The sequence below is a fragment of the Phormidium sp. FACHB-592 genome (assembly GCF_014695795.1).
Classification (GTDB): Bacteria; Cyanobacteriota; Cyanobacteriia; order Leptolyngbyales; family Leptolyngbyaceae; genus Stenomitos.
This window is the reverse complement of the sequence record NZ_JACJOZ010000075.1, coordinates 206763-232504: the sequence shown is the minus strand read 5'-3', so window position 1 is coordinate 232504 and position 25742 is coordinate 206763. Positions and strand designations below refer to the sequence as shown.

19 protein-coding genes are annotated in these 25742 nt (G+C 51.0%); 9 read left to right on the top strand and 10 right to left on the bottom strand.

The features are described from left to right. Positions 1-178: 178 nt before the first annotated feature. From lpdA to H6F86_RS22510, 4 genes are all read right to left on the bottom strand, one after another. Positions 179-1612, bottom strand: coding sequence for a dihydrolipoyl dehydrogenase (lpdA, locus tag H6F86_RS22525; RefSeq protein ID WP_190451441.1), 1434 nt, complete (start codon positions 1610-1612; stop codon positions 179-181). 231 nt (positions 1613-1843) lie between these two features. Beyond that, positions 1844-2221, bottom strand: a complete 378-nt coding sequence (locus H6F86_RS22520; protein WP_190451440.1) for a hypothetical protein — start codon at positions 2219-2221, stop codon at positions 1844-1846. Positions 2222-2312: 91 nt separating this feature from the next. Beyond that, on the bottom strand, positions 2313-3722 hold the full coding sequence (gene argH / locus H6F86_RS22515) for an argininosuccinate lyase (protein WP_199305441.1): 1410 nt from the start codon (positions 3720-3722) through the stop codon (positions 2313-2315). Between the two features lie 298 nt (positions 3723-4020). Next, complete coding sequence (locus tag H6F86_RS22510; protein WP_199305421.1) at positions 4021-4302, bottom strand: hypothetical protein; 282 nt, start codon at positions 4300-4302, stop codon at positions 4021-4023. A 35-nt stretch (positions 4303-4337) separates the two neighbouring features. On the opposite strand from H6F86_RS22510, the gene H6F86_RS22505 reads away from it, so the two are divergent. Then, the gene (locus tag H6F86_RS22505) at positions 4338-4475 is read left to right on the top strand and encodes a hypothetical protein (RefSeq protein ID WP_190451435.1); all 138 of its coding nucleotides are present in this window, start codon (positions 4338-4340) and stop codon (positions 4473-4475) included. Between the two features lie 199 nt (positions 4476-4674). Further along, positions 4675-6009 (top strand): cytosine permease, encoded by a 1335-nt coding sequence (codB, locus tag H6F86_RS22500; protein WP_190451433.1) that lies wholly within the window; start codon positions 4675-4677, stop codon positions 6007-6009. A gap of 276 nt (positions 6010-6285) precedes the next feature. Here codB and H6F86_RS22495 read toward each other — a convergent pair whose 3' ends face one another. From H6F86_RS22495 to H6F86_RS22480, 4 genes are all read right to left on the bottom strand, one after another. Next, positions 6286-7716 (bottom strand): PP2C family protein-serine/threonine phosphatase, encoded by a 1431-nt coding sequence (locus tag H6F86_RS22495; protein WP_206756079.1) that lies wholly within the window; start codon positions 7714-7716, stop codon positions 6286-6288. A 266-nt stretch (positions 7717-7982) separates the two neighbouring features. Then, the gene (locus H6F86_RS22490) at positions 7983-8399 is read right to left on the bottom strand and encodes a hypothetical protein (RefSeq protein ID WP_190451429.1); all 417 of its coding nucleotides are present in this window, start codon (positions 8397-8399) and stop codon (positions 7983-7985) included. A 547-nt stretch (positions 8400-8946) separates the two neighbouring features. Further along, the gene (locus tag H6F86_RS22485) at positions 8947-9276 is read right to left on the bottom strand and encodes a heavy metal-binding domain-containing protein (RefSeq protein WP_190451428.1); all 330 of its coding nucleotides are present in this window, start codon (positions 9274-9276) and stop codon (positions 8947-8949) included. A gap of 153 nt (positions 9277-9429) precedes the next feature. Beyond that, positions 9430-12438 (bottom strand): ATP-binding protein, encoded by a 3009-nt coding sequence (locus H6F86_RS22480; protein ID WP_190451426.1) that lies wholly within the window; start codon positions 12436-12438, stop codon positions 9430-9432. 422 nt (positions 12439-12860) lie between these two features. Between H6F86_RS22480 and H6F86_RS22475 the strand changes: the two genes are divergently transcribed. Then, positions 12861-13970 carry a response regulator gene (locus H6F86_RS22475; protein ID WP_190451424.1) on the top strand — a complete coding sequence of 370 codons (1110 nt, stop codon included), beginning with the start codon at positions 12861-12863 and terminating at the stop codon, positions 13968-13970. Positions 13971-14047: 77 nt separating this feature from the next. Continuing rightward, positions 14048-14743, top strand: coding sequence for a response regulator transcription factor (locus tag H6F86_RS22470; RefSeq protein ID WP_347240914.1), 696 nt, complete (start codon positions 14048-14050; stop codon positions 14741-14743). 131 nt (positions 14744-14874) lie between these two features. Here the strand turns inward: H6F86_RS22470 and H6F86_RS22465 are convergent, their stop codons facing one another. Further along, positions 14875-17445, bottom strand: a complete 2571-nt coding sequence (locus H6F86_RS22465; protein WP_190451423.1) for a DNA topoisomerase (ATP-hydrolyzing) — start codon at positions 17443-17445, stop codon at positions 14875-14877. A gap of 162 nt (positions 17446-17607) precedes the next feature. Between H6F86_RS22465 and H6F86_RS22460 the strand changes: the two genes are divergently transcribed. Next, positions 17608-18006 (top strand): response regulator, encoded by a 399-nt coding sequence (locus H6F86_RS22460; protein WP_190451421.1) that lies wholly within the window; start codon positions 17608-17610, stop codon positions 18004-18006. A gap of 6 nt (positions 18007-18012) precedes the next feature. Continuing rightward, a complete protein-coding gene (locus H6F86_RS22455) occupies positions 18013-18420 on the top strand; it encodes a response regulator (protein WP_190451419.1) in 408 nt (135 codons plus the stop codon). A 349-nt stretch (positions 18421-18769) separates the two neighbouring features. Here H6F86_RS22455 and H6F86_RS22450 read toward each other — a convergent pair whose 3' ends face one another. After that, positions 18770-20458, bottom strand: a complete 1689-nt coding sequence (locus tag H6F86_RS22450) for a hypothetical protein (protein ID WP_190451417.1) — start codon at positions 20456-20458, stop codon at positions 18770-18772. Positions 20459-20907: 449 nt separating this feature from the next. On the opposite strand from H6F86_RS22450, the gene H6F86_RS22445 reads away from it, so the two are divergent. From H6F86_RS22445 to psaB, 3 genes are read left to right on the top strand one after another with little or no spacing between them, the layout of a single operon-like run. Next, entirely contained in the window at positions 20908-21162 is a 255-nt protein-coding gene (locus tag H6F86_RS22445; RefSeq protein ID WP_190451415.1) for a hypothetical protein, read from the top strand. Further along, on the top strand, positions 21159-23414 hold the full coding sequence (gene psaA, locus H6F86_RS22440; RefSeq protein WP_190451413.1) for a photosystem I core protein PsaA: 2256 nt from the start codon (positions 21159-21161) through the stop codon (positions 23412-23414). Before H6F86_RS22445 ends, psaA begins: the two co-directional genes overlap by 4 nt. 24 nt (positions 23415-23438) lie before the next feature. Continuing rightward, on the top strand, positions 23439-25667 hold the full coding sequence (gene psaB, locus H6F86_RS22435) for a photosystem I core protein PsaB (RefSeq protein ID WP_190451411.1): 2229 nt from the start codon (positions 23439-23441) through the stop codon (positions 25665-25667). Positions 25668-25742: the final 75 nt, after the last annotated feature.

The window sequence follows — 25742 nt, the reverse complement described above, 5'->3', positions numbered from 1 at the left end:
AACTCTGAAGCTGTACGGAGTGGAATTGTATAGAGCCGTACAAAAATAATCCGAATTTTTAAGAAAGGCTAAAGGCTAAAAGCTAAGGGATAAAAGTTGTAGGTTATGAGTTAAACAGCTTCCAACCCCTACGCTTGCTTTAAGCTGTCTGACCCTTTTAGCCCTTAGCCTTGCTTCCTTAATGCGTTGTCACTGCTCGTTTATACGCTTCGTCTAGCACCTCCGAGAGTGTGGGATGGGCGTGTACCAAGAAGGCAAGGTCTTGAATGGCTTGCCGTTGGGCGATTGCATTAGCGGCTTCTTGAATGAGGTCAGAGGCGTGCAGACCAAAGATATGAACGCCCAGCACTTCACCGGTGTCTTGCCGATAAATAACTTTGGCTATGCCATCGGTTTCGCCTTCTGCGATCGCTTTAGCGTTCCCCTTGAAATAGCTTCGTACAGCGGCAATTTCAAAACCTTCTACATTACCCTTCTCTTTAGCAGCCGGTTCTGTCAAGCCAACAAAGCCGATTTCGGGATGGGTAAAGGCGGCGGCAGGAATGCTGTGGTAATCAACCGCACGGGGGCGATCGCAGATGTTCTCAACCGCTGCCACACCCTGAGCGGCTGCCGCATGAGCCAGCATCAGCTTGCCCGTTGCGTCACCGATCGCCCAGAGATGGGGTACAGGTTCGCCATGCGACAGCACTGCCATGTGGTCATTGATGGGGATGAAACCTGGTCGCACGGTTTCTACGCCGACTGCATCCAACCCCAAATCCTTGGTTAGCGGGACACGTCCCGTTGCAACCAGACAGGCATCGACCTCCAAAACTTCAATGATTTCCTTCGTTTTGGCATCCGCCAGTTCAATAACAACGGGCGAACCAGGCGTAATGCGTTTTGCTAACACGCCGACTTTCGTTTCAATATCGCGGGGGGTAATGAGCTTCCGCTGCGCGAGTTTAGCAATATCAGGGTCGAACCCTGGCATGAGTTGGTCAAGCGCTTCAATTAAGGTGATTTCGCAACCCAGTGCAGAGTAAACGTCAGCAAACTCTAAGCCAATGTAACCGCTACCGACGATCGCAATCCAGGGGGGCAGCGACTCTAACCGCACCGCATCGTCGCTGGTAAAGACGGTCTTACCATCCAGCTCAATACCTGGTGGCACAAAGGGCACTGAGCCTGGGGCAAGCATAATGTCCTTCGCCGTGATGACTTTCTCGCCATCGGTTGTTGTAACCGAAACTTTTTGCTGTCCGGCGATTTTGCCCCACCCATGAATCGTGTCAACGCCCAAGCGCTTCAAACTACCAACTAATGCCTCTCGCTGCTTAGCGACGATGGTATTGGCATGATCAGCGATCGTCTGGCGGTCAAATGCCACCTTGTCTAATTGAATGCCAAGCGCTTTCAGGTGATGGGTATCCTGCAATTCGCGCACTCGTCCCGATGCAGCTAGCAGCGCTTTGGAAGGAATGCAGCCACGATTAACGCAGGTGCCACCCATATCGGCGGCTTCAATGACGGCTGTTTTCAGCCCACAGCTTACTGCATGAATCGCTGCCCCATGACCGCCAACCCCGGCTCCAATGATGACCAAATCGTAATCGAATGACTGACTCACAACTCTCTCCTGGTGCATTACTTTCTATTCTCTGTCGGACAGGGGCGATCGACAAGGGAGGGAGTAGGAAGTAGGCGAAAGAGTGACTCGTATTTAGTTTTAAATTCCTTCAGGCATCCTAGAAAAGTTATTAGAAGAAAGCTGACCACCTGACTGCTGAATCAGCTTAAAACTCTTTAGCATAGTGGTACAGAGCGCTACTCAAGCCGATTTACGCCTCGCTCCTCGCTTTCACTCAACACTCAACACGATCTCCGTCTGGCTTCTGGTTCCTACACTTCCATTTTGCTGCTCTGGTCGATCGCTATGCCACCAGTTTTTCGTCGCTTCCGGTAAATTGACAGCATAGAGGGTTATGACAAGCGGCTCTTGCAAGCCCTGTCCGAGAATTTCGACGCTGTAGGACGGATGTTTTTTGGTCGATAGATCCACAATGAAGCGTTTACCAATGCGTCGCCAGCTTGGTTCTTTGCCACGCCACTGAAGACGACAGCAGGGATAGGGCAACTGTTCGCGATCGAACAAGCGACAGCAGGGACCAATCACACGGTAACTAAAGTGACAACCGGGGCTAAAAAAGACCTGCCCATGCTGAAGCGGATGAGCCATAACGATTAGCAAGCAATCGGTTGTGTTTCCAAACGGTTGTTTTCGTCAGTAGGGACGTTAGAGCTAACGTCCCTACACCATGTCACCTTTTCTACGAGAGGGCTGCTTTGGCGTTTTGCAGTGCGTGCCGAACCTGAGCAAAGCCAGTGCCCCCATAGCTATTACGGGCAGAGACAACCTGGGCAGGCTCGATCGCAGCGTAGATATCAGACTCAAACGCCGGATGGAGCGTTTTCCATTCGTCTAAGGTCAGATCTTTTAAGAGCTTGCCTTGAGCCAGGGACATTTTCACCACTTTGCCGACCAGGTTATACGCTTCTCGAAACGGCACGCCTTTGCCTGCGAGATAGTCTGCTACATCCGTCGCGTTGGAAAAGTCTTCGTTGACGGCTGCTTGTAGACGAGCTACGCGAAACTCTAGCCCTTCTTGCAGCAAAATAGTCATTGCTTCCAGGCAGCCTCGCACCGTCACAACCGCATCAAAGAGGGCTTCTTTGTCTTCCTGCAAATCTTTGTTGTAGGCGAGGGGCAAGCCCTTCATCAGCACCAGTAGACCCTGAAGATGCCCAAAAACGCGCCCCGTTTTGCCTCGCACTAGTTCGGGTACGTCAGGGTTTTTCTTCTGCGGCATGATGCTGGAACCCGTAGAGCAACTGTCTTTGAGGGTGACAAAGCCAAATTCTTCAGATGCCCATAGAATGACTTCTTCAGCAAGGCGGCTAAGATGCACCATGATGAGGCTTGCTGCACACAGAAACTCAATGGCAAAGTCACGATCGCTCACCCCATCTAAACTGTTGGCATACACGCCGCCAAAGTTAAGCAATTCAGCCGTGTAGTGGCGATCGATGGGAAAGGTCGTGCCTGCCAGCGCACCGGAACCCAGTGGTGAAATATTGACCCGCTGATAAATTTCGCCTAACCGCTCCCAGTCGCGCTGGCTCATTTCAAAGTAGGCAAGCAGATGATGAGCAAGACTAAGCGGCTGTGCACGTTGCAGATGCGTATAGCCAGGGATCAGCGTCTCGACGTGCTGCTCTGCCAGCGTAAGTAAAATTGACTGAAACGAGCGCACCCGTTGGCGAATCTGCTGGATCTGGTCGCGTAAGTAAAGGCGCGTGTCGGTGCCCACCTGATCATTGCGCGATCGTGCCGTGTGGAGTTTTTTGCCCACATCACCCACAATCTCGGTCAGGCGGCGCTCAACTGCAAAGTGTACATCCTCTGCCTCAACGCCAGGAACAAACAGCCCTTGCCGATACTCCTGCCGGATTTGCTCTAAACCATCGACCAGTTGCTCTCCCTCGGCAGCCGCAATAATGCCTGTATGAGCCAACATGCGTGCATGAGCTTGTGAGCCAATCAAATCGTACTCAATGAGTTGGATATCAAAACCAATACTGGCGTTGAACTGGGCGATCGCAGGATGGAGCGCCGACTCAAAGCGTTGGCTCCAGGTGGAGGGCTGGCTTACCGATGGTTGAGAGAGGTCTTGATTCAAAGCAGTTCTCACTAGGTTAGAGAGTTTAGATTTCTGGCTAGAGTTACAGAGTTTTTAGCTCAACGTCCGTAAACTCTGAAGGCAACTAAAATCTACTTCACTCAATATCACAAAAAGCATTCCCGAACTGTTATCAGTAGGGTTGATCCCAACGCATAACTACAAAAGCTGGGCTTGCCAAGGGCGAAGGTTTTGCAAAAATAAGCTCATGCTTAAGAAAGTGGTTAACCGTCAAGCATCAACCGTTGATCGACAGCGGCGAATCTTTTACACATCCCTGATCGTTAATGTTTAACCTTTAGCCGAAGGATGTAAACGTCTTCACAAAATAGCCAAAAATGATGCCAATGAGAAATGCCCAAACCTGACCTGTTTTGACAAAGTTGTTGAATGCTTTCTGCACATCGCCGCCCAGGTCAACTTTAATTTCCTTGTCGCCGATAGCTGCTAGGTCGATCGGCAAGTGCCAGTGAGATGGTTGTAACAGGTCAAGCAAAGACGTATGAACCCAAGCTGTATCGAGTAAATGCGTTGGATCAATAAGCCCAGTTACTACATCCGGTATCACGCAAAGAACCATTGCCGCTCTCTCCTCTTTTGAATGAATGCAAACTAATGCACACGTTTATCTTACAGACTGCAAGGATACCAGAAAAGTATTTGAGCGATCGCCCGACTCAAGCACATAAAGGCTTGCTGCAAAGCGGTTTAAAACCGAAGACAGTTGGCAATCGCCTCCAATTAGCGCACTAGAACTGCCTAACCTACAGCCCAACAGTCAAGAAGAATACTGGCGATTGCATGAAGGGATATATAAAAACGTCTTTCCTTGTCGAACGACCTGCTTATGGTTATCAAGCTGTCTTCTTTAGAAATCTGTTGTCTACTATACGACGACACTTAGCATTTCCTAGTAAGTACGTAGAATAGCGTTACGGTTTCGTAAAACCTGATGAAGACGACATCTGAGACGGGTGCAGATATAGTGGCGGTAGCAGGCGGAGCCTCAGAAGATTACCCGTTAGCGGCAGTGCCGTTGACTGCTCGTAAATCCCTGGCATCGTTAGGTCCGCTACTTATGGGTTTCACCCTTTATTCTGGCACTCTCTTTGCTGGCGGATTGGTGGGTCCTGCGTTTAAGTTTTTTCCCGATTTAGTTGTGCTAATCGTCATTGGCAACTTGATTTTGGGAACGTATGCCGCTGCACTCGGCTACATTGCTGCCAAAACGGGTCTCAGTACGGTGTTAATGGCACGCTTTAGTTTTGGCAGTGTTGGTTCTCGGTGGGTTGACTTTATCTTAGGCTTTACGCAAATCGGTTGGTATGCGTGGGGAACGGCGCTGATTGCTGATTTGTTGAACAAGCTAGCTGGGGTGCCAACGTCCTGGAATTGGCTCACTATTCTATTTTTCACCTATTTCTTCTGTTCCACTGCCTACGTCGGTTACAAGGCAATGGATTGGTTGAGCCGTATTGCAGTGCCAGCCATGCTAATTTTGATGGTTTGGTGTCTCGCGATCGCCTCTGGTCAAATCGGCGGCTGGGAAGGATTACAGGCAATTCAGCCGACTAAGGAAATGACGATCGGTGCGGCTTTGACAATTATTGTTGGCACCTTTGTTTCGGGTGGCACTCAGGCAACTAACTGGAGCCGCTTTGCTAAGAACGGCAAGGTCGCTACGATCGCTACGCTGCTTGCCTTTTTCTTTGCTAATGGCTTTCTCATTTTTAGCGGTGCGTTTTGTTCTCTGGTGTATGCTAACGTCCCTGCTATTGCTGATAGTTCCGATATTGTGCAAGTCATGGCGTATCAGGGGCTAGTGGGCTGGGGGTTGTTGCTGTTGTTCTTAAATATGTGGACGACCCAGGACAACACGATCTATGCCTTTTCAGTAGCAGGTGCCCATATGTTTCGCACCAATAAACGGACGCTGTTTGTGCTGGGTGGTGCGACGATCGCCCTCGTTTTAGCATGGGGCGGCATTTACAAAATGTTGGTAGACTACCTGATTTTACTGGGCACGTTTATTCCACCGATCGGTGGAGTGATTATGGCTGATTTTTGGTTGCAGCGCCGTAGTGAATTTCCAGCGCTTGATACTCCGCAGCCTGCCTTTAATTGGGCAGGGGTGATTGCTTATGTAGTGGCATCGGCGATCGCCTACTTCACCGGCAAAGCTAGTCTTGGCATTGCACCCATTAATGGCATCATTGCGGCAGTCATTCTATATGTGGTTTTAAGCAGGGTTCTACCGCAGCAAAACGCTCGCAGTACGGTGAGCTAGTTGGTGTTGCTTCAATGAGAGTGATCGCTTTTATAGCAAAAGGACGAGGGATGAATCGAAGCTCTTGCTCAAAGGAGGTTTCAAAGTTTAGGTCTGTCTAAGCGCTCTCTTTGACTGCTATAGCGTGCGATCGCTCTTTGAAGCAATTAAGTGGCTCTGGGAACTCAATATCAGGCGCATTCTGTTCTCTAGGCGCCAGAATAAGGTCGCTGCTGTGGAAATTTATCGTTCAGTGCAGCAACGCTAGATTGCCTAGCCCTTATCAAGCAGGCGACTTTATGGCTCGGAAGCTTTTACTTGCATGACAATTAGCGTCATATCATCAGCGTTGCGGTTCGCTGTGCCAGTAAAGATCTGCACTTCATTGAACAAGTACTCCAGAATCGCCTGGGGATGATCACAGTGTTGGCAAGCCCATTGCAGCGATCGAGTCAAATTGTCTTCATCAAACCGTTCACCACTTTGATTGGCTGCATCAGTAAAGCCATCAGTGTAATAAATCAGCGTATCGCCTGGCTGAAGCTGTACCTGGGCATCCTGATAAAGTGTATCGGCATCTAGCCCAATCAGCATTCCCAGTGTATCGAGCCGTCGAATTGTTTTGCTTGCGGCTTGCCAGAGCAAGGGCGGGTTGTGAGCCGCATTGCTGTAAGAGAGTAGCCGCGTCTGGGGATCGTACTCAGAATAGAAGAGCGTAACGAAACGATTGGAGTTTTCTAGATCGGCATACATGACGCGGTTGAGATGCTGCAAAATGCGGGCTGGCGAGTGACCATTCAGCACTTCTGCCCGTAACATACCGCGCGTCATGGTCATAATCAGCCCCGCAGGCACGCCTTTGCCCATCACATCGCCGATCGCCAAACTCCAGCGTCCCCACTCGCTGCTGCCGTCTTTTTTCGAGCGGATTTGGTCGTAGCTGGCAGGAATAAAGTCGTAAAAATCGCCGCCCACTCGATTGGCTGACTGACAGCGTGCCGCTAGCTCGATGCCTTTAATCTTGGGGCACGATCGCGGCAAGAGGCGCAGTTGAATCTCGGCTCCAATCTCAAGCTCTCGATCGAGTCGTTCCTTTTTGCGAAGTTCGACAGTCAGTTCATCGTTTTCGATTGCAACCGCGGTCTGGTCAGCAATCAGACGCACTAGCTTTTGACGGGTTTCGGTCCAGCCATACTGCGGGTCGCGGCTAAAAATGTAAAGCCGCCCACGTTCTGTATTTTTTACCAGAATAGCAGTGCCAAAAAGCTGGACATTGGCACCTAAGTAATGGCTCACTTGATGATCCAGCGAGGCGATCGCACCAGGCGTAAGGGCGATCGCTTGACCAGCAGTTGGATTTAGTGACGATGCCATCTGACGGGTCGCTGTCTCCAGAGCCTTGCGAATATCCTGACCCCAGCGGCTGTCCTGGCAATGGAGCCGCTCCAGACGTACCTGCCCGTTGGGTTTAAACAGCAGCAGCGCCCCACCATCGCTGTCTGTCACCCGACTTGCCATCAGCGGAATGAGTTCTAAAAACTGATTGAGATTGTTGAAACTCCGCAGCGCAAAGCCGAGTGAACTCAGCAAGTCTTGAATTTTGTGCTGTTCTCGATTCAGTCGTGCGACCAGTTCCTTTAAGGCAAAGACTGGCGTGATCTCAGGCGCAGCACCATCTGTCGCACCGTTAGAAGGACGTGCTGTACGACGATCGCGACGGATCTCCATAGACGGAGATGTCGCTGAAGGGGTCGGCGCATCAGTCTCAGCGTCCGATCTTGACGATGGCTGTCGAGGAAGGGGCACAGCAGTCATTAAGAGCAAGGTAAACGAAGGATTACCACGAGAAGTAGGCTGTCGCTTTGTGCAACTGATTCTAGCGACTATGTCCCCAGAATCGCCTTTGATGCCGCTAACTTTATAGGATTCATACCTAAACGCGGCTATAGTCTACCAACGTTAGCAGATAAGCTCTTAATTGATGCAGTTAACCTTTAACCTTTAGATGGCGTGGTCAGGAGCGTGACAACATCCGCATGTGCTAGCACAACATCAGGGTTTTGCTGTAAGGCTGCATCGTACTTTGTCGCAAAGTCATCACCTGACTCAGAAGGGGTAAGCAGCGTACGCACGTCAACCAGGAACGTAGCGATCGTTTCTAAAGAAATGGGCTCGTCCGCTTGCTGTAGCTCATCAATTTGCACGATGATTTGCGACAGCCGATGTAACCAGGCAAATTGATCGTGAGAGATCACTAATTGCAGTAGTTCTCCTCTAGAGACCTGTCCTTGTACTTGTTCGTAAGCAACGCGCTCTGCTTCTAGTAAAAGCTTGTGTAGGCGCAGTAATTTTAGCCGTAGTTCGCTCAACCGCTGATATTGATTGATGCGTTGTTGTAAGGGGTCAACCATTGATACGTCCTATGCTTTCGTTGCAGTGAGCCTTCTTGTGCAGTCAGCGGCGATCGCTGGCACAGGTTTGGCTTCGGTACTGATGCCGGTACTGAGAAACACAGATTAAATAGAGTCAAGTTTTTATGTAGAGGCATGGCAAGACTTTGCCTCTACTTCTGTGCCTACTACAGATTGCTAGGATGACAAGCTATTTAAGGCTCAATTCTTAGCATCCGGTACTCATCTTAAGATGATCGTAGCGAACCGTTGCCGGATTGGGGGTATCACTGCCTTCCGATTGGCTGCCCATTCATTGCAGCCGCATACTAATTGTTAGCTGGAGCCGCTATGTGCAGAACGCCATCTGGTCAACGTTGCTCCTGCTGTCAACATTAGTGTCTGCTGTGTTTACCACAGGACTGTGTTTACTTAGGGGATATGCTTACGTCTAGAGAACTGCGCGATCGACGGCTGAGATTGCAACCGCATGGGCAACGGCATCCACCTGACGATCATCCATTTGATGATCAGCCACACTGTTATCTAAGCCGCAGTACTCTACGGGTTATTGAATGTATTTAACGGCGGTACCACTTGCCACAACGATGACTAGATGCTCATCATCACTCACGCGGATGGTTTTGTAATCAACATCTACGCCAATCACGGCATTGGCACCACGTTCGCCAGCTGCTTGCGTCATTTGCCCAATCGCGGTTTCTCTTGCTTGGTCGAGCGACTGCGAGTAGTTAGTCAAGCGAACGCCAGGTAGATCCAAAATACCGGCAATCACTGCTCGAAAAAGATGAGCTTCAAGAACGGCTTCTCCACTGACTAAGCCGCGGTATTCCCCAATCACTTCCCCTTCAATGGCGGGAGTTGTGGTCACAATCATGGATGATTCCTGTGGATAAATCGGTCAGCTGTAGTTCCGTTGTCCTACTTCAGTCACCACATTATCGAATCAATGTCATCATCCGCACGTAATAAATGTCACGCCCTAAATATGACAAATGTCACGATCAAGCACTTCAGTAGGAACCTTTGCTTACTGGGTCAAGTCAACGATCGCCTCAATGCAGAAATCATCAACTAGTTGAGTGAGTGCTTGAGCAAGTTGGGCATGCGGCTCTGGAATTTGCTCAATGAGATTTAGTACCAACTTTGCATTCATCTTGACGGCTGCCTGATGAAGTTGCTCTACCCACTCATCGGGCATAACAGAAACACTCTCGGCGGTCAGCATAAAGCTTTCAGCCTGTGCTGCTAGCTGCGAACTGACGGCTGACGACTGTTGGCTATCGGCATAGATGTAACGTACGCCCAAATAGTCTGCCATTTTCTCAAACAGGATCTCAGCTCGGAACGGTTTACGTACAAAGTCGTTACACCCGTTAGCGAGGGCAACTTTGCGGTCTTCTTCAAAGACGCTACCAGTCAGGGCAATGATGATGGGAGGCACAACGTCTGCTGCTTTGCAGGCGGCAGCAATTTGCTTCGTTGCCTCGTAGCCATCGACCACGGGCATCCGAATATCCATCCAGATTAAGTGGGGTTGCCAATCTCGCCAGCGATCGATCGCCTCCTGCCCATTACTTGCTTCCTGCGCCTCAAAGCCGACCGAGGTTAGCAACTCCATCAGCAAGGCACGATTTTCGGGTCTGTCATCCACAGCCAGAATGCGATACGACGGCTGCCCTGCCGCTAAACCAATCACCTCTTGACGGCTGATCAGAGGCATTTGTCCTGCTGCTTCCGCTGTATCTGTCTGGATGGAAAAGCTAAAAATACTCCCGCTGCCCCAGGTACTACGAACCCTGATTTCGCCGCCCATAAGCTGCACAAACTTCTGGCTGATTGCTAAGCCTAATCCTGTACCTTCTTGCGATCGTCGCCCTGTTTCTGTTTGCACAAAGGGGTCAAACAAATGCTCTAAATCGTTGGACGTAATACCAGGTCCTGTGTCTTCGATCTCAAAGATGAGGGCTGAGGGCTGAGGGCTGAAAGCTGTAGCTTGCTTCCGCTCTGCGGTGGGCTGAAGGCTAAGAAGTGCTGGTTTAAGGTCGCTAACGTCTCCCCCTGCTTCCTTCATTCCTTCCCTCTCTTTCCCCTCTCCCCTCTCTCCTCTCTCCTCTCCCCTCTTCACCCGCAACGCAACGCCGCCATGCTCTGTAAACTTCACTGCATTGCCTAGCAGGTTGACGAGTACCTGACGCAGTTTGCTTTCATCTGCGCGAATGTATTGAGGCAGATCGCTGGCTAATTCAATGATGAGTTGCAGCTTCTTAGACTGGGCTTTAAGCTGAAACATTTGCTGGAGCCAGTTGAGCAAGCCGTGGAGGTCAAAATCGGTTTGATTAAGAGTTACCCTGCCTGCTTCGATTTTCGACATTTCCAGCACGTCGTTGATCAGGGTCAGTAGATGTTCGCCGCTACGGTTGATGGTATCTAGTTGTTCTGTTTGTTTGGGGTTGAGGGCACCTCCACGCATCAACAATTGAGTAAAGCCCAAGATGGCATTAAGGGGTGTGCGGAGTTCGTGGCTCATGTTGGCCAAAAAGACGCTCTTGGCACGATTGGCAGTTTCAGCCGCTTCAACGCTTCGCTGTAGGGCTTCTTCGCCACGTTTGCGGGCGGTGATATCGCGCACCATTGCCATGACTTCATGCTCCTGGCATGGAACAATGCGAACTTCTTCATGCTTCAGTTCGTCGTCTACAACCAACTCTTGCTCGTAGATTTGCAGTTCTCCAGTATTGAGGGCTTGATGCACATAATGCATTCGCTGTTCTGCCAGTGCTGGCGGTAAGGAGTTATTGACAGTTGTACCGATCGCAAGTTGGTCGGGATTGATTACCCTAAAGTGTTTACTGCGCTGGATATTCAGGTATGTTCCGTCTTGCTGAATGCGAAACAGCAGATCGGGAATGGCATTAATCAGCGCGCGATTAGTAGCTTCACTTTCGTACAGGGCTTCTTCTGCCTGCTTACGAGCGGTAATGTTACGGACAACCCACACCACAGAGTTGTTAGAAATGGGCGCAACGCTAGCAGAGAACCACATCGGCTGGGCAGCAACATCTAAGCTATATTCCACAGTGAGGTTGCTTTGGGTTTCTAAGGCTTCCGAGATATAGCGTTGATAAAGCTCTGCAAGCTTAGGAGGCAGGTTTTCGTAGATGGTGCGATCGACCTGTTCCTCGATCGGTTTAACGAGCCAACTGTGGTTGGTGGAAAAAAGTTTGAGGCAACGCCCTTCACGGTTGTAGACAAGGATGATATCGGGCATGGCGGCGAGCAGTCCTTGCAGCTCGGCTTCAGCACGCTTAGTCTGGCTAATGTCTACCAGTACGCCATCTAGAGAACTAGAGGCTTGATCAAGCTGGCAGGAAAATAGTCCCCAGAATACCGACCCGTCCTGGCGACGAAATTGGGCTTCAAAGCTGTGGATGCCGCCATGAAGGGAGATTTGTGCCAGTGCCTGCTGTTGCTCGATCGGGTCAAGATAGAAATCAGTTGAGTGCTTCTGCCCAATGATGATGGCGGCTGAGTTGTACCCTAGCATGGTAGCAAAACACTGATTGGCATCCAGAATCAGCCCGTCTTCTAACCGCACTCGAAAAATACCAACCAGGGAGTTCTCAAACAGGTTCTGAAGCTTTGCTTTGCTTTGCTGGTGAGCGATCGCTGCCTGCTGCCGTAACTGCTCTGCTTGGTCTAGCTCGGTCAACAGGATATTGATATAAGCTGGCAGGTCGGTTAATTCATCCTGTCCGTTAGCGACCTGCTTGAACTGCTTATAGTGGTTGCTGTGAGGCACCGCTCGGCTAAGGGCTGCGAGTCGTGACAGCACCAGTCGATCGACGAGCAGCAGGGTAATGACCGAGAAGAGCAGACCCACGCCAAATGTTGACCAAGCTAAAAACTGAGCGGGCTGCCCTTGCTTATAGTCAGTGCTTGGCATACTGGCTAGCAGCGTAGCAGCAATGCCATACAGAATGGCAGTAAGTGCTAGTAGGGTAATGCCGATGGTCAGTAGTATTTGTCTTCGCATCATGAACGCTTGTTACCCTCTTGCCACAAGTAAACAGCGACTTCATCTGGATATGAACGATCGCGTGGAAATGTCTGCTGGCAGACTACTCGATCACGAATCTAATTGAAGGAAAGAAATTCTTTTATTATGACTACCTGCCACAGCTTCTGGCGAGAGTTCCTGTAATGGCGATCGCGCTACCCCATGGAACTTCTACCCTTTTATTTTTGCGGCTTATGAACGTAGGGGCGATCGTGCGGACCCTTTCCAGCTAATGAAATGCTCCTAGATGCATAGCAATGGTTATAAAGACGGGCATTATGGCAAGTAGCCAGGGTTAGGGTTTTTGGGCAATAGCAGAAGTAAAGTTTGGAGCCAGACATCCCTAGCTAAAATCTGAGCAAGAGCCACGCGTCATCATTTCATCACTCCTAGTCTGAACTATGCACCCTAGCCAATCCTCAAAAGGCGACCTCCTTATTGTTGACGACACACCGGATAACCTGCGCCTACTGTCAGCAATGTTGACTGAGCAAGCCTACGATGTGCGGAGTGTTCGCAATGGTGCGGCAGCGTTAATGGGCGTGCAGGGGCAGCCGCCTGACCTGATTTTGCTCGACATCAATATGCCTGAAATGAACGGCTATGAGGTTTGTCAACGCTTAAAGGCAAATCCCAACACGCGGGATATTCCTGTCATTTTTATCAGTGCAAACAATGAAGTGTTTGATAAGGTGCAAGCCTTCTCTGTTGGCGGTGTGGACTACATCAGCAAGCCGTTTCAAGTCGAAGAAGTGCTGGTACGGGTTGAAAATCAACTGGCACTGCGTCAACTACAAGTGCAACTCCAGCAGCGCAATTACCAGTTGGAAGCGGTTGAGGCAGACCTACGCCGCGCTTTAGAGCAAGAGCAGGCACTCAACCAGCGCATCGAAGAACTGGCAACCCTGGAGGAACGCAACCGTATTGCCCGTGACATTCACGATTCGTTGGGTCATGCGCTCGTTGCCCTCAATATCCAAATGGAAACGGCGTTAGCACTGTGGCAGCAAGACCCAGACCGAGCGTTCACAACCTTAGTTGAGGCGAAGCAACTGGGTTCGGATGCGTTGCGGGCAACGCGCCAATCGGTTTCTGACATTCGTGCCGATCCATTGCAGGGGCAGTTGTTGGAAGAGGCGATCGCCGCCCTCACACAAGATTTTCAGCGCACAACTGGCGTGCAGCCAGCTTGCGAGATTGATGTCACCCAGCCCCTGTCTCATTCAGTGAGCACTGCGGTCTATCGACTGGTGCAGGAAGGGTTGACTAATATTTGCAAGCACGCCAATGCCACAGTCGTGACCATTCAACTGCAATTGATGGAGGGTGGTTTAGTAATTAGCCTGCAAGATAATGGCAAGGGCTTTCAAGCCGATGCGGCTGTTTCTGGCTTTGGTCTTCAGGGTATGCGAGAGCGTCTTCAAGCGCTAGGTGGCACATTGGAGATTACCAGTGAACCGGGAGCAGGTTGCCGTTTAACGGCTTTGCTACCGTCAAAAATTAAAAATTAACAACTAAAACCAAAAAGTTGGCAAATAGCGAGATAGTGGGAAGCAGGCTATGTTCCGACCTCTCCTTCCAGTGACCCATGTCGATGATCCGCGTCCTGTTAGTTGAAGATCAAGAAATTGTCCGCCGCGGTTTGAAGACCTTGCTTGAGATCAAACCCGATTTGCAGGTCGCTGGTGAAGCGGGCAATGGGCAACAGGCGATCGCACAACTTGCAGTGTTGCACGCTCAGGAGCAGATGCCCGATGTTATCCTAATGGATTTGCATATGCCGGTGATGGATGGCGTAACAGCAACCCGGATCATCTGCCAGCAATATTCCGGCGCGAAAATCCTGGTTTTTACGACCTTTGACGATGTGAAATATGTCGCTGAGGCGCTGCGTTGGGGAGCAAAAGGCTATCTGTTGAAAGATACACCGTCTGAGGAACTGGCAGAGGTGATCCGCTCGATCCATCGAGGCTACACACAGTTTGGACCCGGCATTCTAGAGAAAATGATTGCTGCCGGACCCACTATTGCAGTGGATCAGCAGTTGGACATCCCGCCCGGTTTAACCAATCTGACGCTTAGAGAGCGCCAAGTCTTACGTATGGTTGCGGTCGGTGCCAGCAACCGCGAAATTGCTCAAGCCCTCTTTCTCTCAGAAGGAACGGTACGCAACCACATTTCCCATATTTTGACGCGGCTGGGTTTGCGCGATCGTACGCAGGCAGCGATCGTGGCGAATGCCTTTCTTCATTGGCTAGATGTCCCCGACTCACCTAAAAGCTAACTGTAACGATCGATCTGGTACTCTAGCGGCTTTTACCCAGACCAACTCTACCTGGCACCTGCTAGCCCACACTCCACTCTAAATACAAGATGCGCTTGGAACGGCAATCGTGTCCTCAAGCTGATGGCTCATTACAGTTCTGTAATGTCTTCCTCTAGCGCTGAGAGGGGTAGTTTGGGGAGCGTCAGGCTAATAATGCGCTCGTCTGAGTCGAGTTGCAAGAGGCGATCGCCCGGGTCATCGCGCCCCTTTAATGGCACCTCACTACCAACTAGCCGTGCCATACGATGAGTGCTGGTTAGTAGCGTAGCGGCAGTATCGGGGGTCACTGCTACCATGCCAGCGAGTGCATCAGTCTTGTTAGTAAAGCGAACGGATTGTGTACCCAGATCGCCAACAGTGGAGAGACGGAGTGTGCCGATCGCCAGTCGCTTGGCGTAGCCCTGCTCGGACAGCAGCAGCAGATCGTCACCTTGATAAATGAGCGTGTAACCGACTAGCTTTTCTTGCTTCCGCAGGCGAATAGCAAGATTGCCCTGCGCGACTCGGCTCAGTAAAGGTAGTTGCTCATCATTGACGACCAACCGCAGTAACCGCCCACCTGCCGTTGCCAGCACGAGCTGATCACCGACCTCTGTCAAATTGATGTAGGCTAGCTGGTCGTCTGGCTTTAGCTTCAGCACGGTGAGTCCTCGTCCTGTTAACTCACCCAATTCTGCTAAAGGCAACCGTTTGATGCGTCCTTGCTGCGTTACTAGCAAGAGCGCTGTGTCTTCTAGCGTCTCGGGCAGCACAAAACAGCCAATAACAGAGGCAGGATCACTCTGCGCCGAGGGTGGAAGCAATGTGACTAAGGGTACTCCCCGTGACTTGCCTGCTACTTGCGGTACATCACTGATGCTGAGAGGATACGCCTTGCCGCTGCGAGTCAGTACTACTAACGTTTGTCCGGTGATCGCAAACTCCGTTTGGGCAACAAAATCATCGCTTTCGTCTAATACCTGCGTTGGTTTGTCTACTGCTTTTTGCTGGCTACGCTGAAAGACCTTAGGGGTAATGCGGCGAATGTAACCACGCTGGGTAAGTTCAACGACTGTTTCTTCAACTTCGGCTTCATGGGGGGGCGCATCAGTATCGAGGGGGGGGCTGTCGATCGTCAGTTGCTCACCCAACTCTAACTGTTGACTCTTACCTCCCGACTCCCGATTCCCGACTCCCGATTCCTGACTCCCGTTGGCAATAATCCTGGTGCGTCGTGGATCAGCATATTTCTTCTTCAACGAGCGCAGATCTTTTTTCAGCACCTTGAGTAGTTCGCGCCGATCGCCCAGTAAGCGTTGGAGTTCTCGCATCCGGGCAGTCAACTCGTCAAATTCGGTTTGCAGGCTTTGCCGCTCGGTGCCAATTAACCGTCGCAGCGGCATCGAGAGAATGGCATCGGCTTGGCGATCGCTCAGGTCAAGCTGTTCTCGAAACTGCATTTTGGCAGTGCTGCCATCAGGTGCGTTTCGCAGAATGTCGATCACCGTATCCAGATTGGTCAGTGCTAGCAAAAGTCCTTCCACAATGTGGAGGCGCGTTTCTGCCTGAGTCAATTCATGACGATAACGACGGGTGAGCGTCTCTTCTCGAAAGCCCAAAAACTGTTGGAGTAGTTCCCGCAGTGGCATCTGGCGAGGTTGCCCATCGGCAAGTGCCAGCATAATGGTGCCAAAGTTTGACTGTAAGGCGGTCTGACGGTAGAGATTGTTGAGAATTTTTTGGGGACTCACATCCCGCCGTAGCTCAATGACAACCCGAATGCCTTCGCGATCGCTCTCGTCGCGCAGATCCGCAATGCCTTCCAACCGTCCCTGATTGACTAGCTCTGCCATCTTTTCAATCCAGGCAGCTTTGTTTACCTGGTACGGCAGTTCGGTGACAATCAATGCCGTGCGTCGGTGTCGTCCGCGCCCAATCTGGAGTTCTTCCACCTGTGCCACACCCCGTACGGGAATGCTACCTTTGCCTGTGGCATATGCCTCCTGAATACCTTCAGTGCCAATAATTTCGCCGCCTGTCGGGAAGTCGGGTCCAGGGATCAGTTCGAAGAGCTTTGCATTTGGTAGATCGGGGTGATCAATTAGTGCCACCAACCCATCCACGATTTCTCCCAAGTTGTGGGGCGGAATGTTGGTCGCCATACCAACCGCAATGCCCGAACTACCGTTGAGCAACAGGATCGGCAGTTGGGCAGGTAGAACGGTTGGTTCCTGTTGGGAATTGTCAAAGTTGCCAACAAAATCAACAGTTGCCTCGCCAATTTCTGTCAGTAAGGCTTCGTTGCCGATCGGCGCCAGTCGGGTTTCGGTATACCGCATGGCTGCAGGAGGATCGTTGTCTACTGAGCCAAAATTGCCATGCCCACCTAAGAGCGGGTAGCGGCTCGAAAAATCCTGTACTAGACGCACCAAGGCATCGTACACTGCCTGATCGCCATGAGGATGGTACTTACCGAGTACATCCCCTACAACGCGGGCGCATTTACGATAGGGACGATCGGGGGTCAAGCCCAATTCGTGCATGGCATACAAAATCCGTCGATGCACTGGCTTTAAGCCATCGCGTACATCGGGCAGCGCGCGTCCCACAATGACGCTCATGGCATATTCCAGATAGGACTGCTGCATCTCTGTGTGCAGGGCAGTGGTAATTACAGCCATGAGCGTCGTTCCTTCAGCGTTAATTTCATAAATTTTTCTGGTGTTTGCAGCAAGCGACGCTTACGATGGGGTCACGCCCCAACGCCCCTGTGTCCATTTCACAGTAAAATCGACGCGAATTACAAAGCTGCTTCATCTGGGTCACGTTCCGAGGCAAATATAATGAGAACCGTTCTGATTGTCGAAGACGATCTGATTAACGCACGGGTATTTTCTAAGATTTTGACGAAGCGCGGCGGTTTGACTGTCAAACACACTGAGAATGTGGAAGAAGTCATGCAAATCGCCCATGCCCACGAAGCCGATATTATTTTGATGGATGTCTCGCTGTCGCGCAGTGTTTACCTGGGCAAAGCGGTGGATGGCATTAAGATTACTCAAATGCTGAAAGCTGATCCTACGACTGCGAAGTTGCCTATTATTCTGGTGACAGCACATGCGATGGAGGGCGATCGCGAAAGCTTTTTGAAGCAAAGTGGTGCCGATGCCTACATTTCTAAGCCCGTTGTGGATCATCAGGCGTTTGTCGATCAGATTGTGGCGCTGTTGCCTACCGAGTAGGAACCAATGACAAAAACTGTTTTGCTGGTTGAAGATGATATGGGCAATGTGCGTGTATTTTCGCGCTATTTGACCAAGCTGGGCGGTCTGGCAGTGACGCATACCGAAGATGCGGATGAGGTGGTAGAGATTGTCAAAGCGGGGCAGGCTGACCTGGTGCTGATGGATGTGTCGCTGTCGCATAGCTTGTATCAGGGGCGAGCTGTGGATGGCATTAGGCTGACTCAACTGCTGAAAAGCGACCCTAGCACTGCTTCTGTACCGATCATCTTGGTGACGGCGCACGCCATGATTGGCGACAGAGAGAACTCGCTTCAACAAAGCGGCGCCGATGGCTATATTTCTAAACCCGTGGTGGATTACCGAGCCTTTATCGACCAGGTGATGGCGCTGCTGCAAAAGAGTGAGGAGTAGCTGAGACAAGCCCTTGACCTTAGAAAATTGATTGTGAAGCGATGCTCTGCGTTTGCTCTATTAAGAACGGCATCCCAAGTGCTTATCTCTGATCGATCGCCCAGGGTTTGCACGATCGTTCATCACGCGATCGTCTCTTGCATCATCAAGTTGCAAACAGACGCACCAAACAAGCTCAGTGCCTCCAATTCACAGCAGCCTTGACTTTCAGACTACCGCAAATCATTTCATCTGTGCATACGCCAAAAGGTAGCGTGCGAATAGAGTCTACCTGTTTACTGCCTACTTAACAAGTACGTTGGTACTATTTTAGCAAAGATGGTGCGGGTGCGATCGTATTGGGTACGTCTCATGGATTCGCGTCAATAATTTCTGGCAGAGTCGGTGCTAAGGGATCTGGGACAGCAACACTGGGCATTGAGTTTGGTTCAGTGCTTGGCAATTCAGTGCTCGGCAATTCAGGGTCAGGAGGCGCGATCGCCTTACGCTGCTGTGGCAGATAGCGGCTGAGTTGCTGCTGTACTTGCCGCAACCGTTTTTGCCCACTTGAAGGTTCGGCTGCTGACGGGAGGCTCGTGTTGTCTGTCGGGATCGGTTGGACAGTTGGAATGGACTCCGTTTCAGCCTCTGGCGAGCGTTCTGATGATACGGCTGGAGGAGCGATCGTGTCCTGCCTTTCTGCTGCCTCTGTCGGAGTAGTCGGTTCTAGTGGTGTTGGCGTTAGCTCCGGGCTGGCATCGCTGGATGGTTCTGAGGGCGGAAGGAGTGGGGCGGGCGGACTGGAGCGATCAGAGGGTTCTAGATTTGGTAGTGGTGGTAATGGAGTCTCCAATGGTGATGGCGTTGGTTCTGGGGTCGATTCTGGTTCTTGAAGGGGTTTTAAGGTTGGCTCTGGCGCTGATTCTGGCTCTGGCTCTGGAGTTGGTTCTGGCGCTAATTCTGGAGTTAGTTCTGGCGATTCTGGCGGCAATGCCGGAGTTGGTTCTTGAAGGGGTTCTAGGTCAATTGCAGGTGGAATGTAATTGGGGTCAACAATGCCACGCACTTCGGCAGCAGACAGTTCTCCACGCACTAACTTAGACAGGGTATCGTCACCATTAGGTTGGTAATCCACCAGGCGCACTGTATTGTTAAACACGTTTGGCACTGGGTTGCCTTTATCATCCAAATACTCAAGCTGTACCCAGTTCTTACCAGGCTTAAAGCCTTTGAGATACAGCGGTTGCCAGCGATCGATTACAAAGCTGTCTCCATTCACCGTGCAGCGAATTCGCCAGTCGACAATGTCGTCTGTTGCATCTGCCTGAGCAACTAGATGGAGGGGCGCATTTGTCAGGTAAAAATCTAGCAAAATCGGTTCTGCGCCGTAGCTTCCCTGTGGTCGGCTGTAAGTTAGCAGTGGTAAGGCAGGGTTTGGGCTGTTGTCCTGAGTTTTGGTAAAAACGTGAAAGGTCGTTTGGACGAAAGCACCGTCGTTTTTAAAGCTTTCGTGCCAGGGACGAGAGGCAAACGCTCGGATGGTATGGGTTCCAGGCTCTAGATTGTCAAAGATGAGGGGTTGGCTGGTATCGTACACTGCCTGGTAGCCGCGATTGTCTAGCAGCACGTGCAGATGCGGACCTAAACCGAAGGTCTCATTCTTAAAGATGGGCAAATCTTTGACGAGGAAACGGACAGAAACAGTGTTGTCGGACAGTACTTCGTTTTGGCGCGGGCTAATAAACGAAACCTGGGGCTGGTAATTATCCAACGCCTGCCGCAACTCCTGTAGGGCACTTGGTGGTGAAGCTTCTGCAATTTTCCCTGTTGTCTTGATGGTCGTTGGAGTAGCTTCTGGCGCGCGTGATCGTCCCCAAAAAGCAGCATGCGCCTTATCAATGCTTCCCCCGCTTGCCATTAAGACTGCGATCGATACGAATGCAAACATAACTTTGGCGACGGTCTGCCAGCGCTTCATTCCCAACACAGAATCCACTCCTAAAAGCTGCCCATAGGGAACTATAGCGGAAAAGACCAGACCGTCCCTGCAAAGTTTCATCGCCCTTAAAGGGAGTGCGTAGTTTGGCTACGCGAACATAAGGTTGAGTGACAGAAGCCAAGCTAATGAAGTGATTGCTTACAAACATTACCTAAACCTGAGCTTTTAGCAGAGAAGGAAACGTTGCAGAGCTAACAGAAAGAGCCGTAAGGCAACAAGGTTAGTAATCAATGAAGCGACTGACCCAATGCACAGATGAGATCTAAGCGAACCAACTCAATCCAGATCTATATAGTGAGTGTGCAATCTTTGTCTCGCTTCTGAAGGGCGATCCCACGATTTATCACTAAAGTTTTCTGATTGTTGAGTTTCGTGAACACAATTGCCGTATCGCTTGACTTTTTCGCACAGCTCAGATTCTGAAGCCCATTTGCAGTCGCAGTCGAAGGAGTTTGAATTATTGTTAATTGCGTCTGATTTCGGCGTAACACGGGTCCTATAATGGCACGATGAGAACCCTTACCAGTCTAGTTGTGTTGTCGGAGCGAACCACCCTGGTTCTGATGGCAATGCGTGCCCCGTTCTTTGAACTGCGATCGCTGATTGCAGCCTCATGTCATCCAGTGCATTTAGGATTCACATCTTGTTTTCCGATCGGTGCTGATGGCTCCTCACCAGAGCAGGATGCTGTTTTCAAGCGTCAGGGCAGCTTCTGGCAGGGGGGATTCCTCGTTCCTTGTCTAGAGAGAGGAGAGTCTCAATGACAATTACTCCACGGGAGCGCGAAGCGAAGGTCAAGGTTACGGTTGATAAGGACCCAGTGCCGACTTCTTTTCAGAAGTGGTCAGAGCCTGGTCATTTCGATCGCACCCTGGCTAGAGGTCCCAAAACCACAACTTGGATTTGGAATCTCCACGCCAACGCTCATGATTTTGATAGCCATACTAGTGACTTAGAAGACGTTTCTCGTAAAATTTTCAGTGCTCACTTCGGGCATCTTGCCGTTGTGTTCATCTGGCTTAGCGGTATGTATTTCCATGGCGCTAAGTTTTCAAACTACGAGGCTTGGTTGAGCAACCCAACTGGCATTAAACCCAGTGCACAAGTGGTTTGGCCAATTTTCGGACAAGAAATTTTGAATGCAGATGTGGGCGGTGGTTTCCACGGCATCCAAATTACATCTGGCTTTTTCTACCTGTGGCGAGCCTCTGGCTTCACCAACAGCTTCCAGCTCTATGTCACCGCGATTGGCGGTCTGGTCATGGCAGGTCTGATGCTGTTTGCAGGCTGGTTCCACTACCACAAGCGGGCACCCAAACTGGAATGGTTCCAGAATGTGGAGTCGATGCTGAACCACCACCTATCTGGGTTGTTTGGTCTCGGTTCACTGGGTTGGGCGGGTCATCAGATCCACGTCTCGCTTCCCATCAACAAGCTACTGGATGCAGGGGTAGCTCCAAAAGACATTCCCTTGCCCCATGAGTTCATCTTGAACTCGAAGCTGATGGCGGATTTATATCCCAGTTTTGCAAAGGGCTTAACTCCGTTCTTTACCCTCAATTGGGCAGAATATTCTGACTTTCTGACCTTTAAGGGTGGCTTGAACCCAGTGACAGGTGGTTTGTGGCTGTCAGATACAGCTCACCATCATCTGGCGATCGCGGTTCTGTTCATCATCGCTGGGCATCAATACCGCACCAACTGGGGTATTGGACACAGCATTAAGGAAATTTTGGAAGCGCACAAAGGTCCCTTTACTGGCGAAGGTCATAAAGGTCTGTATGAAGTGCTGACAACTTCCTGGCATGCGCAATTGGCAATCAATCTGGCAATGGTTGGCTCTCTGAGCATTATCGTTGCTCAGCATATGTACTCCATGCCGCCATACCCTTACATGGCAACGGACTACGCGACGCAGTTGTCTCTGTTTACGCATCACATGTGGCTCGGTGGTTTCTTCATCGTTGGTGGAGCAGCTCACGGTGCCATCTTCATGGTGCGCGACTACGACCCCGTGGTGAATCAGAACAACCTGCTCGATCGTGTGATTCGCCATCGGGATGCAATTATTTCGCACCTGAACTGGGTTTGTATCTTCTTGGGCTTCCACAGCTTCGGTCTGTATGTGCATAACGACACGATGCGGGCTTTAGGTCGTCCTCAAGATATGTTCTCGGATACAGCGATCCAACTTCAGCCTGTGTTCGCGCAGTGGGTACAAAACCTACATACGCTGGCTCCAGGTACAACCGCTCCAAATGCGCTGGCTCCCGCTAGTTTTGTGTTTGGCGGTCAAACGGTAGCAGTTGCTGGCAAGGTGGCGATCGCGCCGATTGCTCTCGGCACGGCAGACTTCTTGGTACACCATATCCATGCGTTTACCATTCACGTCACAGTGCTGATTCTGCTTAAAGGTGTGCTGTATGCCCGTAGCTCGCGTCTGATTCCAGATAAAGCAAACTTGGGCTTCCGCTTCCCTTGCGACGGTCCTGGACGGGGCGGCACCTGCCAGGTTTCTGGTTGGGATCATGTCTTCCTTGGTCTGTTCTGGATGTACAACTCACTGTCGATCGTGATTTTCCACTTCAGTTGGAAGATGCAGTCAGATGTGTGGGGGACGGTTAATCCAGATGGCACGGTGGCTAATATTACAGGCGGTAACTTTGCTCAGAGTGCAATCACCATTAATGGTTGGCTGCGGGACTTCCTCTGGGCACAAGCAACGCAGGTGATTACCTCCTACGGTTCAGCGCTTTCGGCTTACGGCTTACTCTTCCTGGGTGCACACTTTGTTTGGGCATTCAGCTTGATGTTCCTGTTTAGCGGTCGTGGCTACTGGCAGGAGTTAATTGAATCGATTGTTTGGGCGCACAACAAGCTGAAGGTTGCCCCGGCAATTCAGCCCCGCGCATTGAGCATCATTCAGGGTCGGGCTGTAGGGGTAGCACACTATCTCCTTGGAGGAATTGTCACAACGTGGGCATTCTTCCTGGCTCGTACACTGGCACTTGGATAAGCGCGAGGAGAACGAAGTAGAACTATGGCGACTAAATTTCCCAAATTTAGCCAAGACCTCGCTCAAGACCCGACCACTCGTCGGATTTGGTACGGGATCGCTACTGCCCACGACTTTGAAAGTCATGACGGGATGACAGAAGAGAATCTTTACCAAAAGATTTTCGCCTCTCACTTCGGTCACCTGGCAATCATCTTCCTGTGGACATCTAGTCTCCTATTCCACGTAGCGTGGCAAGGCAACTTTGAACAGTGGATCAAAGATCCGTTGAACATCCGTCCCATCGCTCATGCGATTTGGGACCCTCAATTCGGTCAACCAGCGGTAGATGCGTTCACCCAAGGTGGGGTAAATTACCCGGTTGATATTGCCTACTCTGGTGTTTACCAGTGGTGGTACACGATCGGGATGCGGACGAACGGTGAACTCTATAACGGGTGTATCTTTCTCCTCCTCCTGTCTGGTGTCTTTCTGTTTGCAGGCTGGTTGCATTTGCAACCCAAGTTCCGCCCTTCGCTGGCTTGGTTTAAGAATGCAGAATCACGGCTGAACCATCACCTCGCGGGTCTGTTTGGCGTTAGCTCACTCGCATGGGCTGGTCACTTGATCCACGTAGCGATTCCTGAAGCTCGTGGGCAGCACGTTGGTTGGGATAACTTCTTGTCTACACCGCCGCATCCGGCTGGTTTAGCTCCCTTCTTCAGCGGCAACTGGGGCGTATATGCTGAAAACCCTGACACTCCTGGGCACGTCTTTAGCACGTCTCAAGGTGCTGGTACAGCGATTCTGACCTTCCTGGGTGGTTTCCATCCACAGACTGAATCGCTTTGGTTGACAGATATGGCACATCACCATCTGGCGATCGCAGTCCTGTTTATTGTTGCTGGTCACATGTACCGCACCAACTTTGGTATCGGTCACAGCATCAAGGACATGCTGGACAGCAAGAAAGGGCTGTTGTCATCTGGTAGTGAAGGTCAGTTCAATCTGCCTCACCAGGGGCTGTACGAAACCTACAACAACTCGTTGCATTTCCAGTTGGGCATCCACCTGGCTGCATTGGGTGTTGTTACCTCCCTGGTCGCACAGCATATGTATGCGTTGCCACCTTATGCCTTCATGGCAAAGGACTTCACGACGCAGGCAGCGCTGTATACCCATCACCAGTACATTGCTGGGTTCCTGATGGTCGGTGCCTTTGCTCACGGAGCCATCTTCTGGGTACGGGATTACGATCCAGACCAGAATAAGGGCAATGTGTTGGATCGAGTTCTACAGCACAAAGAAGCCATCATCTCTCACCTGAGCTGGGTTTCGCTGTTCCTCGGTTTCCATACCTTGGGTCTGTACGTTCACAACGATGTGGTCGTTGCCTTCGGTACGCCTGAAAAGCAGATCTTGATTGAGCCTGTGTTTGCACAGTTCATTCAGGCATCGCATGGAAAAGTGCTTTACGGCATGGATGCGCTGCTGTCGAATCCCGATAGTATTGCAACGACTGCCTGGCCCAACTACGGTAACGTTTGGCTCCCAGGCTGGTTAGATGCTATCAACAGTGGTACAAACTCCTTGTTCCTCACCATTGGTCCTGGCGATTTCTTGGTTCACCATGCGATCGCTCTGGGTCTGCACACCACCACTCTGATTTTGGTCAAGGGTGCGTTGGATGCACGCGGTTCTAAGCTGATGCCGGACAAAAAAGACTTCGGCTATGCCTTCCCTTGCGATGGTCCTGGACGGGGCGGTACCTGCGACATCTCAGCGTGGGATTCGTTCTACCTGGCGATGTTTTGGATGCTGAATACGCTTGGCTGGGTAACGTTCTACTGGCACTGGAAGCATCTCGCTGTCTGGTCTGGAAACGTGTCTCAGTTCAACGAAAGCTCGACCTATCTTATGGGCTGGCTACGCGATTACCTCTGGCTGTACTCCGGTGCGACCATCAATGGTTACAACCCGTACGGCATGAATAACCTATCCGTTTGGTCCTGGATGTTCCTCTTTGGGCATCTGGTCTGGGCAACGGGCTTCATGTTCCTGATCTCCTGGAGAGGGTACTGGCAAGAGCTGATCGAAACGTTGGTTTGGGCACATGAGCGTACCCCACTGGCGAACCTGGTTCGCTGGAAGGACAAGCCTGTTGCACTTTCCATCGTTCAAGGACGTGTGGTTGGTTTAGCTCACTTTACGGTCGGCTACATTCTTACCTACGCTGCCTTCTTGATCTCTGCCACAGCTGCTAAATTTGGCTAGCGCACTTCAAGCAACGCTAGGGCTGTAAAGCACCCTATTTAAGTCCCTCGCTGTTATGGCGGGGGACTTTTGCTT

What these genes read in the sequence shown, in the direction of transcription:
- H6F86_RS22520 (WP_190451440.1), bottom strand. Translation starts at nt 2,221, where the DNA reads ATGGCTCATCCGCTTCAGCATGGGCAGGTCTTTTTTAGCCCCGGTTGT.
- H6F86_RS22510 (WP_199305421.1), bottom strand. Translation starts at nt 4,302, where the DNA reads ATGGTTCTTTGCGTGATACCGGATGTAGTAACTGGGCTTATTGATCCA.
- H6F86_RS22505 (WP_190451435.1), top strand. Translation starts at nt 4,338, where the DNA reads ATGCACACGTTTATCTTACAGACTGCAAGGATACCAGAAAAGTATTTG.
- codB (WP_190451433.1), top strand. Translation starts at nt 4,675, where the DNA reads ATGAAGACGACATCTGAGACGGGTGCAGATATAGTGGCGGTAGCAGGC.
- H6F86_RS22495 (WP_206756079.1), bottom strand. Translation starts at nt 7,716, where the DNA reads ATGGAGATCCGTCGCGATCGTCGTACAGCACGTCCTTCTAACGGTGCG.
- H6F86_RS22490 (WP_190451429.1), bottom strand. Translation starts at nt 8,399, where the DNA reads ATGGTTGACCCCTTACAACAACGCATCAATCAATATCAGCGGTTGAGC.
- H6F86_RS22485 (WP_190451428.1), bottom strand. Translation starts at nt 9,276, where the DNA reads ATGATTGTGACCACAACTCCCGCCATTGAAGGGGAAGTGATTGGGGAA.
- H6F86_RS22480 (WP_190451426.1), bottom strand. Translation starts at nt 12,438, where the DNA reads ATGATGCGAAGACAAATACTACTGACCATCGGCATTACCCTACTAGCA.
- H6F86_RS22475 (WP_190451424.1), top strand. Translation starts at nt 12,861, where the DNA reads ATGCACCCTAGCCAATCCTCAAAAGGCGACCTCCTTATTGTTGACGAC.
- H6F86_RS22470 (WP_347240914.1), top strand. Translation starts at nt 14,048, where the DNA reads ATGTCGATGATCCGCGTCCTGTTAGTTGAAGATCAAGAAATTGTCCGC.
- H6F86_RS22465 (WP_190451423.1), bottom strand. Translation starts at nt 17,445, where the DNA reads ATGGCTGTAATTACCACTGCCCTGCACACAGAGATGCAGCAGTCCTAT.
- H6F86_RS22460 (WP_190451421.1), top strand. Translation starts at nt 17,608, where the DNA reads ATGAGAACCGTTCTGATTGTCGAAGACGATCTGATTAACGCACGGGTA.
- H6F86_RS22455 (WP_190451419.1), top strand. Translation starts at nt 18,013, where the DNA reads ATGACAAAAACTGTTTTGCTGGTTGAAGATGATATGGGCAATGTGCGT.
- H6F86_RS22450 (WP_190451417.1), bottom strand. Translation starts at nt 20,458, where the DNA reads ATGAAACTTTGCAGGGACGGTCTGGTCTTTTCCGCTATAGTTCCCTAT.
- H6F86_RS22445 (WP_190451415.1), top strand. Translation starts at nt 20,908, where the DNA reads ATGAGAACCCTTACCAGTCTAGTTGTGTTGTCGGAGCGAACCACCCTG.
- psaA (WP_190451413.1), top strand. Translation starts at nt 21,159, where the DNA reads ATGACAATTACTCCACGGGAGCGCGAAGCGAAGGTCAAGGTTACGGTT.
- psaB (WP_190451411.1), top strand. Translation starts at nt 23,439, where the DNA reads ATGGCGACTAAATTTCCCAAATTTAGCCAAGACCTCGCTCAAGACCCG.